Source organism: Rhodococcus sp. NPDC127527, from assembly GCF_042672245.1.
GTDB lineage: Bacteria > Actinomycetota > Actinomycetes > Mycobacteriales > Mycobacteriaceae > Rhodococcus_G.
Genome location: NZ_JBHXVP010000004.1, coordinates 72,214 through 86,500, shown reverse-complemented (window position 1 = coordinate 86,500; position 14,287 = coordinate 72,214). Strand labels below are relative to the sequence as shown.

Below are 14,287 nucleotides of genomic sequence, written 5' to 3'. Positions count from 1 at the left end.
TCAGCCCCGCGGTGCCTCCGGGCTTACCGTGCAGTCATGAGTGATCAGGTGGAGGGGACGCCGAGCCCGCGCGGCCGCGGCGATGTGGACGGCTACGAGCAGCACGGCGGGTTCCCGGTGTACAAGTCCGCGGAGGACGACGGCGGCCCCGACTTCGGCCGGCTGATCGCGGCGCTGCGCACCGTGCAGGACCTGGCCGTCTCGGCGGCGCCGTCCGCCGACGCCGCCCGCCTCGCCGCCGAGCAGGCGGAGGCGCTCGTCGCCACCCTCGAACCGTTCCGTGTGCGCGAGGGGTTGCAGCCGGGCGGACGGTCGATGGGCCTGCCCGGACGCGGCAGCCTGCTGATGATGCCGTGGACGATCGAGAAGTTCGACGAGACCGGCGTGCGCAGCACCGGAGTGTTCCGGCGGTTCCACATGGGAGGCAACGGCGCCGCGCACGGCGGCACGCTGCCGCTGCTGTTCGACGACCTGTTCGGGATGATCACCCACGCCTACGGCCGTCCGATCAGCCGCACCGCCTACCTGCACGTGAACTACCGCAACATCACCCCGATCGACACACCGCTGACCGTCGAGGGGCAGGTGGACCGGGTCGAGGGCCGCAAGACGTTCGTCAGCGCCCGACTCGTCGACGCCGAGGGCACCCTGCTCGCGGACTGCGACGCGCTGATGCTGGTGCTGCTGCCGGGGCAGCCCTGACGATGAGCGGACTGCGCGGGGAGGACGGGCGCATGCCGTCCGCCCACCGGCAGGGGGACTACCCGGTCCGGTTCGACTGGGGTGCCACCGGCGCGGCCGCGCTCACCCGGGACTGCGACGTCGCGGTGGTGGTGGACGTGCTGTCGTTCACCACCACGCTCACCGTCGCGCTCGACGCGGGCACCGTCGTCTACCCGTACCGCTGGGATCCGGGCTCGGCCGCCGGGTACGCCGCCGACCGGGAGGCGGCGGTCGCGGTCGGGCGGTCCCACGCCGCAGCCGGCGAGATCAGCCTGTCGCCGGCCTCGATGCGCGCCGCGCAGGCACCGGCCCGGCTGGTGCTGCCGTCGCCGAACGGGTCGGCCCTGTGCTTCGGGCTGGCCGAGTCCGGTGTCGAGGTGGTCGGCGCCTCGCTGCGCAACGCGAGCGCGGTGGCCGGGTGGGTCCGAGAACGTGGTGCCGAGCGGGTCGCCGTGATCGCGGCGGGGGAGCGATGGCCGGACCGGACCCTGCGCCCGGCGGCCGAGGACCTGTGGGGCGCGGGCGCGGTGCTGGCCGCCCTCGGTGTGGTGCCCGGCCGCTTCTCGCCCGAATCGCGGTCGGCGGCGGAGGCCTTCGCCGCCGCATCGGCCGATCTGGGCGCCCGCCTGCGCGAGTGCGCGAGCGGTCGGGAGCTGATCGACAAGGGCTTCCCGGCGGACGTGGAGATCGCCGCCGAGTTCGACACGAGCGCGGTGGTGCCCGTGCTGCGCGGCGAGGCCTTCGTGGACGCGACGGTGACGCCGTGACCGCCGCGGTGCCCGCCCTCGACGACCTGCTCGCCGCCGCCACGGTCGTGAGCCTGCCGATGCGGGTGCGATTCCGGGGCATCACCACCCGCGAGGTGTTGCTGCTGGACGGCCCGGCGGGCTGGGGCGAGTTCGGGCCCTTCCCCGAGTACCACGACGGCGAGGCCGCGTGCTGGCTGCGGTCGGCGATCGAGTGCGCCTGGCAGGGCCCGCCGCCCGCCCGCCGCGCCGAGGTGCCGGTCAACGCGACCGTGCCCGCGATCGAGGCCGCCCGGGTGCCGGAGATCCTGGCCCGCTTCCCGGGTGCGCGCACCGCGAAGGTCAAGGTCGCCGAGCAGGGCCAGACCCTTGCCGACGACCTGGCCCGCGTCGCGGCGGTCCGTGAGCACGTCGAGCACGTCCGGGTCGACGCGAACGGAGGCTGGTCCGTCGACGAGGCCGCCGCGGCGCTGACGGCGCTGACCGCCGACGGCGACCTGCAGTACGCCGAACAGCCCTGCGCGAGCGTGCCGGAACTCGTGGAACTGCGGCGCAGGCTCACCGGCCGCGGCATCCGGATCGCCGCCGACGAGAGCATCCGGCGGGCCGAGGACCCGATGCGGGTGGTCCGGGCGGGCGCGGCGGACGTCGCGGTGGTCAAGGTCGCGCCCCTCGGCGGCGTCCGGGCGCTGCTGCGGCTGTCGGAGGAACTCGCGGAGCACGGGGTGCCGGTCGTCGTGTCGAGCGCACTGGACTCGACGGTCGGGATCGGCGCCGGGCTCGCGGCCGCCGCCGCGTTGCCGGATCTCGAGTTCGCGTGCGGGCTCGGGACCGGCAGCCTCCTCGCGGAGGACGTCGCCGCGCCGCGCCGCATGCGCGACGGGGCGCTCTCGGCGGCCCTGGTGGACCCCGATCCGGAGCGGCTCGCACGGTTGCGCGCGACCGGTGAGCGGACCGACTGGTGGCTGGCCCGGCTGGCGCGCTGCCACACTCTCCTCGGCTGACATCGTCCCGCTCGGAGCCGACGGCCGCGAATGCGCTGGATTGTTGCCGGCGATCGCCCGCAGCGCAGATCGCCGAGTGGCAGGTGTGAACTGAGTGACTGGTGTGTACTGAGGGGTCGTGCCGTCGTATAAGGTCTGGCCTCGACATCCCAGTCAACATCGGAGGCATTGAAAGTGGTTGCAGCACTGAACGAAACCCTGCTCGCCCCGTCGCGGCTGCCCGCCGTCGTCGCGGACGTGCAGGAGCTGATCGACGCCGAGGTCTCGGACAAGTCGGGCGCCTCGGGTCTGGCCCTCAAGGGCGGCTACGGCGCCGTGAAGAAGGTCGGGCCGTCGATCGTTCCGGACGCGGTCGAGGGACTGCTCCCGGGCTTCGTGGCTCGCTTGGAGCCGTTCTGGCAGGACTTCGGCGCGACCGGTGCCGCCGGCTTCGGTGAGTTCCTCACCGGCCGCGGCGACGAGGTCGCGGACGCCCTGCTCGGCGTCACCGACGAGAAGATCGAGGGCACCAGCAAGTCCGCGATCAAGAAGGTCTACTCGAGCCTGCGCCCCTCGGCCAAGAAGAACGTCGTCGAGGCCCTGCCCCGGCTCGGCGCGCTCGTCGAGAAGCACGCCGGATAGGCAGCTTCGCTGCAGTGGAGTGCTCACGGATAGCGGGACCTCCGTAAGCACTCCACTGCGCGTAGCGCACTACGGCGCGGACTTGCCGAATCGCCAGAACCCGGTGAAGGCGATGTCGGCCTTCGCCACCCCGCGATCGCTCACGAGATGGCGCCGAACTCCGGTCGCCAGATCGGATTCTCCGGCGACGAAGGCGTACGACGGGGCGTCCGGCCACCGGGCCGCCCGGACGGTCTCGAGCGCGAGCACGCCCGGTCGGGCGTGCGAATCCCCGCGGACCAGCCAGTGCACCCGCACCCCCTCGGGCTCGCCGAGGTCCTGAGCGTCGTCGGCGTGCGGCACCTCGATGAACACCTCGGCCCGCAGGGTCGGCGCCGCCGACCCGAGGATGCCCGCGATCGCGGGCAGGGCGCTCTCGTCGCCGACCAGTAGCTGCCAGCCGGTCGTCGGCGCCGGGTTGTAGATCAGGCCCTCGTCGAGCAACGCCATCTCGTCGCCGGGTGCTACCCCGTTGGCCCAGATCGACGCGGGACCTGGGTCCCCGTGCCCGTCCGCGCCGTGGCAGACGAAGTCGATGTCCAGTTCGGGGGTGTCGCCGTGCTGCGCCCGGTCGGCGGGGCGGTACGCGCGGACGGTGTAGTTGCGCACCACCGGCCGGTTGCCCTTCGACATGGCCAGGTACTGGGCGTACCAGAGGTTGCTCGTCGCGCTCGGCAGTCGCAGCGCGCTCGCCCCGGCCTGTGGGACGAACATCCGGAACCACTGGTCGAAACCGAGCGGCGTGAACCCGCGCAACTCCTCACCGCCGACCGTCACGCGGACGAAGTTGGGGCTGATCTGCTTGCTGGCGAGCACCCGGGTCCGGATGAACTCGCGGTGCTCGGGTTTGACGAACTTGCTGCGCTTGGCCATCGACAGTCCTCGCCTGAGAGATGTTTCGGTGCGCTGCACGGGCACTCCACGTGAAGCTCAGGCAAGCCTAACCTACGGTTAACTGGGTTGGGGTCGCCCCGGTCGCTGCAGCACCCGAACCCGCGGCGGCAGTCCCCACTCCGCGCGCCCGAGCCGGCTCACCGGCGCGATCGCCGCGAAGTCCGGCAGGCCGTCCTCGGCCAGCGCGTCGGTGCGCACCGAGATCGCCCGCACCGCCCCCATCACCACGAAGCTGTTGCCCACCGCGATCACCCGGTGCAGGCCGCACTCGATCGCGACCGGCGACTCCGCGACCCGCGGCGGGCGCACCGAATCGCTCGGCTCCGGCGTCAGCCCGACCGCGTCGAACTCGCTCACGTCGGCGTCGAACACCGCCGAGCTGGCGTTCACCCGATCGATCAGCGACGCCGTCGCCAGGTTCACCACGAACTCGCCGCTCTCCTCGATGTTGCGCAGGCTGTCCTTGCGGGTGACCGAGGTGAACTGGACGACCGGCGGGTCCGTGCTCGCGACGGTGAAGAAGCTGTAGGGCGCCAGGTTCGTGCTGCCGTCCGCGCCGCGGGTGGACACCCACGCGATCGGTCGCGGCACGACCGAGGCGGTCAGCAGGGCATACATCCGTTCGGCGTCGACGAGCGAGGGGTCGAAGAGGGTGCGCACCGTAGCCATCGTGCCAGCGGCCAGACCGTGCCGGTGCCGACGATGGCGCGGCGCGCGTCGTCTGACACCCTGGAACCCGTGAATCCGTCCACCGCCCAGGCCACCGCAGTCGTCGACGAGCTGATCCGCGGCGGGGTCCGGGACGTGGTGCTGTGCCCGGGTTCCCGCAATGCGCCGCTGGCCTTCGCGCTGCAGCGCGCCGACACCGCCGGCCGGCTGCGACTGCACATGCGGATCGACGAGCGGACCGCCGGTTTCCTCGCGGTGGGGCTGGCGATCGCCGACGGCCGCCCGGTGCCGATCGTGATGACCTCGGGCACCGCGGTCGCGAACCTCGGCCCCGCGGTCCTCGAGGCCAACTACGCCCGGGTGCCGCTCGTGGTGCTCAGCGCCAACCGGCCGTACGAGATGCTCGGCACCGGTGCCAACCAGACCGTCGAGCAGCTCGGACTGTTCGGCAGCCAGGTCCGCGCGACCATCAGCCTGGGCCTGGCGGAGGAGGGCGTGGACCAGAACAGTCAGTGGCGTTCCGCGGTGTGCCGGGTCCTCGCCGCGGCCCGCGGCACCCGGTCGGGCAACGCCGGGCCCGTGCACTTCGACATCCCGCTGAGGGAGCCGCTGGTCCCGGACGTGCACCTGCAGGGGCCGGTCCCCGAGGGCAGGCCGGGCGGTGCGGCCTGGACCACCACCGAGCACGCCACCCTGGACGTCCCGCTCGAACTCGACCTCACCCCGGACACGGTGGTGATCTCCGGGCACGGCAGCGGCCATCGTCCCGAACTCGCGGGCCTGCCCACCGTCGCCGAGCCGACCGCCCCGCTGCACGGGGTGCCGCTGCACCCGCTCGCGCTCTCGCAGCTCAATCCGCGCCAGGCCGTCATCACCGGGCGGCCGACGCTGCACCGGCCGGTCTCCAAGCTGCTCGCCGACCCGAGGGTCTCGGTGTTCGCCCTGACCACCGGCCCGCGCTGGCCCGACGTCTCCGGCAACGTGCTCGCCACCGGCACCCGCGCGGTGATCACCGGGGCGCCGGAGCAGGCCTGGCTCGACCGCTGCCGGCACCTGACCGAGCACGCGGACAAGGCCGTGCGGCAACAACTCTCCGCGCATCCCCGGGCCACCGGACTGCACGTCGCGGCGGTCGTGACGGACGCGCTCGGGCCCGGCGACCAGCTGGTTCTCGGCGCCTCCAACCCGGTCCGGGACGCGGCGCTGGTCGGCTACCCGCGCGAGGGCGTGCGGGTGCTGTCGAACCGTGGTGTCGCGGGCATCGACGGCACCGTCTCGACCGCGGTCGGCGCGGCGCTGGTGGCGGCTCGTACCGGCGCGCGGACGGTCGCGCTGATGGGCGACCTGACCTTCCTGCACGACGCCTCCGGCCTGCTGATCGGCAGCGGCGAGCCCCGCCCGGCCGACCTGACGATCGTGGTGGCCAACGACGACGGCGGCGGCATCTTCGAACTGCTCGAGCAGGGCGACCCGCAGTACGCGGGTGTCTTCGAGCGGATCTTCGGCACCCCGCACGGGATGGACCTGTCCGCGCTGTGTGCCGCATACCGAGTCGTGCATCGTGCGGTGACGCCCGACCAGCTGGCGGTCGCGCTCTCGCAGCCGAACCCCGACCGCATCCGGGTGCTCGAGGTCGCCACCGACCGATCCGGCCTGCGCGAACTGCACGCGGCCGTGCGGGCCCAGCTGTGACGCCGACCGTCGCGCGCCGGGTCACCCGGGGCGTACTGGTCGTCGGGATCGGCATCTCCGTGCTCGCGGTGCTGCTGGTGCTCGCCGCCTGGCGCAACGACCACACCATCGACTCGGACAAGGGCGTCGCGACCGCCGAGGTGCTGTCCGCGGGCGCCCGCCGCTCGGCGGTCAGCTTCGTCACCCCGGACGGCGTCACCCACACGCCGCGTCTGGGCGTGCTGTACCCGACCAAGCTGATCGCCGGGCAGCGGATCGACGTCGAGTACGCCCGTTCCGACCCGGACCTGGTACGGGTGGCCGGCCGCGACGCCCGGGTGGCCCTGGTCCCGGCCGGCTCGGTGATCGTGGTGACCTGGATCGTGGCGCTGCCGGCGTTGTGGGTGGTGCGGCGCCGGACGAAGGTCGCGTAGATCCGAGGGTTCGCCCGAACTTTCCCGACCCGTCACCTGCGGCCCCCGCGCCCGTGGTCGCCGGGCCGGACACTGGTGCGGTGCGCGTAGCCGTTGTCGCGGAGTCGTTCCTGCCGAACGTGAACGGAGTCACCCACTCGGTGCTCCGGGTGGTCGAGCACCTCGGCCGGCGTGGGCACCAGGCGATGATCGTGGCCCCGGACACCGTCGCCGGGCGGCCGCCCGCGTCCGGCGACCACGACGGCGTTCCCGTCCACCGCGTGCCCGCCATGATGATTCCCAAGGTCAGCTCCCTGCCGGTCGGCATCCCTCAACCAGGACTGACCGCGGCCCTGCGGGCGTTCGCCCCCGACGTGGTGCACCTCGCGTCGCCGTTCGTGCTGGGCGCGGGCGGACTGGCGGCCGCGCGTCGGCTCGACGTGCCCGCCGTCGCGGTGTACCAGACCGACGTCGCAGGTTTCGCCGAGAGCTACGGCCTCGGGCTGACCAGCCGGGCCGCGTGGCGATGGACCCGGCGGCTGCACCGCGGTGCGCACCGGACCCTCGCGCCCTCGGTCGCCGCGATGGACGCGCTCGTCGCGCACGGGGTGCCTCGGGTGCATCGCTGGGCTCGCGGCGTGGACACCACCAGGTTCGCGCCGTCCCGCCGCAGCGCCGAACTGCGGACGCATTGGGACGACACCGGCGAGCGACTGATCGTCGGCTTCGTCGGCAGGCTGGCGCCCGAGAAGCACGTCGAACGGCTCGCGGTCCTCGCCGGCGACCCGAGTCTGCAGCTGGTGATCGTCGGGGACGGTCCCGAGCGTTCGCGACTGCAGGCCCTGCTGCCCTCCGCGGTGTTCACCGGCCAGCTCGGTGGCGGCGACCTCGCCCGCGCGTACGCGAGCCTCGACGTGTTCGTCCATCCCGGCGAGCACGAGACGTTCTGCCAGGCCGTGCAGGAGGCGCTGTCGAGCGGCGTGCCGGTGATCGGCCCGGACGCGGGCGGCCCGCGCGATCTGATCGCGCACTGCGGCAACGGGTACCTCCTGGCGGTGGACCGCTTCGGCGAGCTTCTGCCCAGCGCGGTGGACGCACTGCGAGAGCCGCTGCTGCGCGGTCGCTTCGCCGACGCGGCCCGGCGTTCGGTCCGCGGTCGGAGCTGGGCCGCCGTGTGTGACGAGCTGCTCGGTCACTACGCCGAGGTGACCGGGTCCGCGGCGGCGAGGTTTCCGCGTACCGCGTGAGTGACGGACGGCACCGGCGACGCCGTGAACTGGCCGCAGGCGGCCGTCGTCGCGCCTGTAACGTCAATGGCGTGGCAACAACACACGGGTCGCGGGCGTCGCTCGACAAGAAACCGCACGAGGTCGCGTCGATGTTCGACGGCGTCGCCAAGCGCTACGACCTCACCAACACCGTCCTCTCGTTCGGCCAGGATCGGAGCTGGCGCAAGGCAACGCGCGCCGCGCTCGACCTGAAGCCCGGGGAGCGGGTTCTCGACCTCGCGGCGGGCACCGGCGTCTCGACGGTCGAACTCGGACGGTCCGGCGCCTGGGTGGTCGCCACCGACTTCTCCAAGGGGATGCTGCACGCGGGCGCCGCCCGTCGGGTGCCGATGGTCGCCGGTGACGCGATGGCGCTGCCGTACGCGGACGCCGTGTTCGACGCCGCGACGATCTCCTTCGGGCTCCGCAACGTCTCCGACTTCGAAGCCGGACTGCGCGAGATCGCCCGCGTCACCAAGCCGGGCGGGCGCCTGGTGGTCAGCGAATTCTCCACCCCGACCTTCGGGCCGTTTCGGCAGGTCTACATGGAGTACCTGATGAAGGCGCTGCCGTGGGTCGCGCGCGCGGTGAGCAGTAACCCGGACGCGTACGTGTACCTGGCGGAGTCCATCCGGGCCTGGCCGACGCAGGAGCAGCTGGCGGCCACCATCGAGGCCGCGGGCTGGCGGCACGTGCAGTGGCGGAACCTGACCGGCGGGATCGTGGCGTTACATAGAGCACAGCGCTAGAAAATCCCGCGCCTCTCGGCACCGATCTAGATAGGTTGGCGTTTCGGCCGCGCCGCGGCCTGCCACCGAACTGTCCGCTGCGGGTCGTCGACGCGGGAGGAGTGACGCCTGATGAAGCAGTCCGCCGTCCGTGGTGTGCCGGGGTACCTGCCCCAGGAGCTGACCAGTTTCGTCGGCAGGCGCCGCGAGGTCACCGAGGCGAAGCGGCTGCTGTCGGTGTCCCGACTGGTGACGCTCACCGGAATCGGCGGCGTGGGCAAGACCCGGCTGTCGCTGCGGGTCGCCGAGGACTCGCGGCGGGCGTTCGACGACGGCGTGTGGCTGGTCGAACTCGGTGAACTCCAGGACGCCGCGCTGGTCGTCGACACCGTCGTGGCGGCGCTGGGACTGCGCGAGCTGCCGGGGCAGAGCGCGCTGACCCTGCTGACCGACTACCTGGCCACCCGGCGACTGCTGCTGGTCCTCGACAACTGCGAGCACCTGATCGATGCCGTCGCGAGTCTCACGGAGAACCTTCTGCGCGCCTGCCCGGAGCTGCGGATCCTGGCCACCAGCCGCGAACCCCTCGCCATCGGCGGCGAGGCCGTCATGCGGGTGCCGTCGTTGAGCGTGCCGGACCCCGACAAGCCGCCCACACTGCAGGGCCTGCCCCGCTACGAGGCGGTGACCCTGTTCGTCGAGCGGGCCGGCGCGGCGGTGCCCGGGTTCGCCCTGACCGAGGACAACCGGGCCGCGATCGCGCAGATCTGCCGCCAGCTCGACGGCCTGCCGCTGCCCATCGAGCTCGCGGCGGTGCGGTTGCGGGCGATGTCGGCGGAGCAGATTCTCGAACGGCTCACCGACCGGTACCGGCTGCTGACCATGGGCAGCCGCGGCGCGCCGACCCGCCAGCAGTCCTTGCGGATGAGCGTCGACTGGAGTCACGAGTTGTGCACGCCGGACGAACAGGTCCTGTGGCGGCGCCTCGCGGCGTTCGCCGGCAGTTTCGAACTCGACGCGGTCGAGGGCGTGTGCACCGGGGATCCGGCGCCCGTCGACCTGCTGGACGTGCTCGCTTCCCTGGTCGACAAGTCGATCCTGATCCGTGAGGAGGCCGGGACGGTCGTCCGCTACCGGATGCTCGAGACGCTGCGCGAGTACGGCCGCGAGAAGCTGGAGTCCTCGGGCGAGTACGAGGCGGTGCACCGCAGGCACCGGGACTGGTACGAGGCGCTGGTGCTGCGCGCGGAAGCGGAATGGATCAGCCCGAAGCAGGTGCACTGGCTCACCCGGCTCGAACGCGAGCAGCCCAACCTCCGCGAGGCCATGCTCTGCTGCATCGCGGTGCCGGGCGAGTCGCTGCCGGGCCTGCGCATCGCGACCGCGCTGTACCCGTACTGGCTGTGCCGGGGACTGCTCGTCGAGGGCCGGCTCTGGCTGGAGCGCACGGTGGCCGCGGCTCCGGAGTACCCGACCCCGGAACTGGTGACAGGTCTCTATGTCACGTGCGTGCTGGCAGGCACCCAGGGTGACCTCGACGCGGCTGGCGACCTGGTGGCGCGGGCGCGGGCGGTGGCGGACCGGCTCCGCGACCCGCGGTTGGACCTGCTGGTGACGTTGGCCGCCGGTTCGCGGGCCCTGTTCGGCGGTCGGCTCCCGGAGGCCGTCGAGTTGTTCGAGCCGGCGATCGAGGGATTCGAGGCGGAGGGTGACCTGCTCCGGCAGACCACCTCGCTGCTCGGCCTCGCTGTGGCGTGCGGACTCCTCGGCGACGAGGACCGCGCAGTGGAGTATCACGAGCGGGTGCTCGCCATCACCGAACCGCACGGAGAGTCGGCGTTCCGCGGGTACTCGGCACTGGCTCTCGGCCTGACCGTGTGGGCGGAGGATCCGGAGCGAGCCGAGGCCCTGCTCGAGCAGGGATTGCGGCTCTCGCGCGTGGTCGACGACCCGCTCGGATCCAGCTCCTGCCTCGAGGTTCTCGCCTGGATCGCCGCCCGCGACGGCAGGCACCGCCGCGCGGCGGTGCTGATGGGCGCCGCCGGGTCGCTGTCCCACACGGTCGGCAGCCCGCCGGTGCTCGTGCCCAACCTTCTCGTCTGCCACGAGGAGTGCGAGCGTGACGCCCGGGCGGGACTCGGTGAGGGGCTGTTCGAGGTCGCGCTCAAGCAGGGCCGGAACATGAGTTTCGAGGACGCGGTCGGCTACGCCCTCGACGAGCAGCAGGCGCCTGCCGCACCGCAGCCGGCCGCCGACGTCGGGCTCACGCGGCGCGAACAGCAGGTGGCCGAGCTGGTCGCCCAGGGCCTGACCAACAAGGCGATCGCGGCGAAGCTCGTGATCTCGCAGCGCACGGCCCAGGGGCATGTCGAGCACCTGCTCGCCAAGCTCGGGTTCACCTCACGCACCCAGATCGCCGCATGGGTCGTGGAGCAGGCACGGGACCAGGACTGACCAGGATCGACGGCAAAAGCAGGTATGTCCCCGGGTATTCCTGCCCTCGTCGGTTCCGGGCTTCGCGGGGAGTGTGAGTGGGGTCGCATTCATCCACTCGGCGAGTTGAGGTCTGAAGATGTACCAAACCACGTCACGCAGTGAACGTCAGGCCGGTGCGATGTCGGCTGTACTGGATCGTCGACCCGAGCCGGTGGCGGAGGTGCCCTGGCCGGGTGTCACGAGGGATGCGCTGATGATCCGTCGCTGCGATCGGTGTGAGGCCTTCCTCGCCCCGGGTACCGCACCGTGCGCCTCCTGCGGCAGCTCGGACCTGTCCGCGGTGGCGTCAACGGGGCTCGGCGCGGTCCAGCGGTGGACGGTGGTCGACTGCGCTCGTTCGGGCGCCGGCGCCGAGCCGATGCCGTGCCTGCTCGCGGTCGTGGCCCTGGACGACGGCCCGTGGATCTGTACCTGGATCGAAGGCGAGACCGCGGTGTGCACCGAACGGGAGGTCCGGGTGCGCTTCGACCACTCGGTGTCGGGGGAGCGGTATCCGGTGTTCTGCCGGTGTGGCGGTGACCCGTCGTCGGTGAGCTGACTTCCGCGGAGTATCCAGCGCGAAGGTAGCGTGGGCGCAGGGGACCGCCCACCGAAAGCGACATCTGATGCCACCCGCTGCCCGAGGACGCGCGCTCGGGAATCTGCCGCTGGACCTGACCAGCTTCGTCGGTCGCCGCCGCGAGGTGACCGAGGCGAAACGGCTGCTGACGGTCTCCCGGCTGGTGACGTTGACGGGGATCGGTGGTGTCGGCAAGACCCGACTGGCGTTGCGGGTGGCAGAGGAGACGGCACGGAGCTTCCCGGACGGGGTGTGGCTGATCGAGCTCGGCGAGCTGCACGATCCGGCTCTGGTGCCGGTGACCGTGGCTGCCGGGGTGGGGATGAGGGACAACTCGAGCAGGCCCTCCACCGACATGTTGGTGGAGCGGCTCCGGGATCGGAGCCTGTTGCTCGTGCTGGACAACTGTGAGCACCTGGTCGGAGCGGTCGCCGAACTCGGCGACACCGTGCTGCGCGCGTGCGAGGGCGTACGGATCCTCGCGACCAGCCGCGAGCCCTTGGAGATCCCCGGCGAGGCGTTGCTGCGGGTGCCGCCGCTGACCTTTCCGGCTCAGGACCCGGCATCGACGGTGCACGGCCTGCCCAGCTACGACGCGGTCGCGCTGTTCACCGAACGAGCCACGGCGATGGTCCACGGGTTCGAGGTCACCGAGGAGAACCGGCACGCCGTCGCCGAGATCTGCCGCCGGCTGGACGGTCTGCCGCTGTCCATCGAGCTGGCCGCGGCACGAGTTCGGGTGTTGTCGCCGGATCAGATCCTGCATCGCCTCACCGATCGCTTCCAGTTGCTGACCGGTGGCCTGCGTGGGTCGCCGAGCCGGCAGCAGAGCCTGCGTCTCTGCGTCGACTGGAGCCACGAGCTGTGTACCGCGCCGGAACGCGAATTGTGGGGGCGGCTGGCGGTGTTCGCGGGAGGCTTCGAACTCGACGCCGTCGAGGGGGTGTGCGCGGAGAGCCTGCCTGCCGACGAGGTGCTGGATCTTCTGGCGTCGCTGGTGGACAAGTCGATCCTGATCCGCGAGGACGTGGGGGCGGTGGTGCGCTACCGGATGCTCGAGACCCTTCGTGAGTACGGCCGGGACAAGCTGCTCGAGGCCGGCGACTTCGAGGACCTGCGTCGCCGTCACCGGGACTGGTACCAGCAGCTCGTGCTCGCAGTGCGGTCCGAGTGGATCGGACCGCAGCAGGTCGGCCTGACGGCCAGGCTCGATCGTGAGCAGTCGAATCTGCGGGAGGCGATGCAGTTCAGTCTGACCGAGCCGGGCGAGGCCGATCACGGGCTCAGGATTGCCGTCGCACTGTTCGCCTTCTGGATGTCGCAGGGACTGCTCCGCGAGGGCCGGTACTGGCTCGACCGCGCCCTCTCGCTCCAGGACGGCGAACCGGGCGTCACGCGGGTCAAGGCGCTGTGCGCGGACAGCCTGCTGGCCAGCAATCAGGGCGACATCGCCGCGGGGACCGCGCTGATCACGGAGGCGGCCGACCTCGCCGATCGGCTCGGTGACCCGATGACCCGCGCGCTGGTGATGCACGCCGCCGGATACCTGGCCGCGTTCAGCGGCGACCTCGCCGGCGCACTGGCCTCTCTGGAGGGGGCGCTCGAGGTCTTCCGGACCGAGGGGAATCCCATCCGGCAGATCTCGACCCTGCTCGGGATCGCGGTGGCGTCGGGGCTGCTCGGCGACGCCGCCCGGGCCGTCGAATGCCAGGAGGAGGCTCTCGCGATCAGCGAGTCGACGGGGGAGTCGGTCTACCGGGCGTACGCGGTGTGTGCGCTGGGGCTGTCCCTGTGGGAGAGCGATCCGCGGCGATCGCGGGCCCTGCTCGAGCAGGGCCTGCGGCTGACCCGGCCGACCGGTGACGTGATGGCCACCGCCATGTGCCTGGAGGCGTTGGCCTGGATCACCGGAGCCGAGCGGCGAGGTCGGCGGGCGGCCCTGTTGTTGGGTGCGGCGAGGTCGTTGTGGCGAGGCATCGGCAGTACCGGGGTGGTCGCGCCCAAACTGAAGACCTTCCACGCGGAGTGCGAACGGCGAACTCGACAGATGCTGGGGGACTCGGCGTTCGAGGCTGCGGTCGCCGAGGGTGCGGGGTGGAGCGCGGAGGACGCGATCGCCTTCGCGCTCCACGAACGCGCCGCCTGCCGCCCGTCCGACCCGGGCGACGGCCTCACCCGACGCGAACAGGAGGTCGCCGGCCTCGTCGCCCGCGGAATGACGAACAAGGAGATCGCCGCGGAGCTCGTCATCTCGCTGCGTACCGCGCAGGGGCACGTGGAGCGGCTGCTCGCGAAGCTCGGATTCGGCTCGCGCACCCAGATCGCCGCGTGGGTCGTCGAGCGGGCCGCTCGGGTGGATGCGGAGCGGGCCGCTCGGGTGGATGCGGAGCGGGTACCGCAGTCGGGTTCGGGACTGAACTGACCTGCGATTTTGCCGTAACCCAGGTACCCGTTCG

General features: G+C 72.2%; 13 protein-coding genes. 11 read left to right on the top strand and 2 right to left on the bottom strand.

Features of this window, described 5'->3' with window-relative positions:
• Positions 1–36: 36 nt before the first annotated feature.
• The 4 genes from ACFVH2_RS08975 to ACFVH2_RS08960 all read left to right on the top strand — a co-directional run bounded on the left by ACFVH2_RS08975 (position 37) and on the right by ACFVH2_RS08960 (position 3,094).
• A complete protein-coding gene (locus ACFVH2_RS08975) occupies positions 37–702 on the top strand; it encodes a PaaI family thioesterase (RefSeq protein ID WP_378421652.1) in 666 nt (221 codons plus the stop codon).
• A 32-nt stretch (positions 703–734) separates the two neighbouring features.
• Complete coding sequence (locus ACFVH2_RS08970; protein ID WP_378421650.1) at positions 735–1,490, top strand: 2-phosphosulfolactate phosphatase; 756 nt, start codon at positions 735–737, stop codon at positions 1,488–1,490.
• Positions 1,487–2,473, top strand: coding sequence for an o-succinylbenzoate synthase (locus ACFVH2_RS08965; RefSeq protein ID WP_378421648.1), 987 nt, complete (start codon positions 1,487–1,489; stop codon positions 2,471–2,473). Before ACFVH2_RS08970 ends, ACFVH2_RS08965 begins: the two co-directional genes overlap by 4 nt.
• Positions 2,474–2,647: 174 nt before the next feature.
• Positions 2,648–3,094, top strand: a complete 447-nt coding sequence (locus ACFVH2_RS08960) for a DUF6918 family protein (protein ID WP_378421646.1) — start codon at positions 2,648–2,650, stop codon at positions 3,092–3,094.
• Positions 3,095–3,163: 69 nt separating this feature from the next.
• Here ACFVH2_RS08960 and ACFVH2_RS08955 read toward each other — a convergent pair whose 3' ends face one another.
• Entirely contained in the window at positions 3,164–4,006 is an 843-nt protein-coding gene (locus tag ACFVH2_RS08955; protein ID WP_378421644.1) for a siderophore-interacting protein, read from the bottom strand.
• A 78-nt stretch (positions 4,007–4,084) separates the two neighbouring features.
• Positions 4,085–4,687, bottom strand: a complete 603-nt coding sequence (locus ACFVH2_RS08950; protein WP_378421642.1) for a flavin reductase family protein — start codon at positions 4,685–4,687, stop codon at positions 4,085–4,087.
• A gap of 78 nt (positions 4,688–4,765) precedes the next feature.
• Between ACFVH2_RS08950 and menD the strand changes: the two genes are divergently transcribed.
• The 7 genes from menD to ACFVH2_RS08915 all read left to right on the top strand — a co-directional run bounded on the left by menD (position 4,766) and on the right by ACFVH2_RS08915 (position 14,253).
• On the top strand, positions 4,766–6,388 hold the full coding sequence (menD, locus tag ACFVH2_RS08945) for a 2-succinyl-5-enolpyruvyl-6-hydroxy-3-cyclohexene-1-carboxylic-acid synthase (protein ID WP_378421640.1): 1,623 nt from the start codon (positions 4,766–4,768) through the stop codon (positions 6,386–6,388).
• Positions 6,385–6,801, top strand: coding sequence for a DUF3592 domain-containing protein (locus ACFVH2_RS08940; RefSeq protein WP_378421638.1), 417 nt, complete (start codon positions 6,385–6,387; stop codon positions 6,799–6,801). The genes menD and ACFVH2_RS08940 overlap by 4 nt, the downstream gene beginning before the upstream one ends.
• 80 nt (positions 6,802–6,881) lie before the next feature.
• Positions 6,882–8,027, top strand: coding sequence for a glycosyltransferase family 4 protein (locus ACFVH2_RS08935; RefSeq protein ID WP_378421636.1), 1,146 nt, complete (start codon positions 6,882–6,884; stop codon positions 8,025–8,027).
• A gap of 71 nt (positions 8,028–8,098) precedes the next feature.
• Entirely contained in the window at positions 8,099–8,797 is a 699-nt protein-coding gene (locus ACFVH2_RS08930) for a demethylmenaquinone methyltransferase (protein ID WP_378421634.1), read from the top strand.
• Positions 8,798–8,908: 111 nt separating this feature from the next.
• On the top strand, positions 8,909–11,230 hold the full coding sequence (locus ACFVH2_RS08925; protein ID WP_378421632.1) for an ATP-binding protein: 2,322 nt from the start codon (positions 8,909–8,911) through the stop codon (positions 11,228–11,230).
• A 160-nt stretch (positions 11,231–11,390) separates the two neighbouring features.
• Positions 11,391–11,810, top strand: a complete 420-nt coding sequence (locus tag ACFVH2_RS08920; protein WP_378421630.1) for a Zn-ribbon domain-containing OB-fold protein — start codon at positions 11,391–11,393, stop codon at positions 11,808–11,810.
• 67 nt (positions 11,811–11,877) lie between these two features.
• Positions 11,878–14,253, top strand: coding sequence for an ATP-binding protein (locus tag ACFVH2_RS08915; protein ID WP_378421628.1), 2,376 nt, complete (start codon positions 11,878–11,880; stop codon positions 14,251–14,253).
• The last annotated feature ends 34 nt before the right edge of the window (positions 14,254–14,287 follow it).

What these genes read in the sequence shown, in the direction of transcription:
- ACFVH2_RS08975 (WP_378421652.1), top strand. Translation starts at nt 37, where the DNA reads ATGAGTGATCAGGTGGAGGGGACGCCGAGCCCGCGCGGCCGCGGCGAT.
- ACFVH2_RS08970 (WP_378421650.1), top strand. Translation starts at nt 735, where the DNA reads ATGCCGTCCGCCCACCGGCAGGGGGACTACCCGGTCCGGTTCGACTGG.
- ACFVH2_RS08955 (WP_378421644.1), bottom strand. Translation starts at nt 4,006, where the DNA reads ATGGCCAAGCGCAGCAAGTTCGTCAAACCCGAGCACCGCGAGTTCATC.
- ACFVH2_RS08925 (WP_378421632.1), top strand. Translation starts at nt 8,909, where the DNA reads ATGAAGCAGTCCGCCGTCCGTGGTGTGCCGGGGTACCTGCCCCAGGAG.
- ACFVH2_RS08920 (WP_378421630.1), top strand. Translation starts at nt 11,391, where the DNA reads ATGTCGGCTGTACTGGATCGTCGACCCGAGCCGGTGGCGGAGGTGCCC.
- ACFVH2_RS08915 (WP_378421628.1), top strand. Translation starts at nt 11,878, where the DNA reads ATGCCACCCGCTGCCCGAGGACGCGCGCTCGGGAATCTGCCGCTGGAC.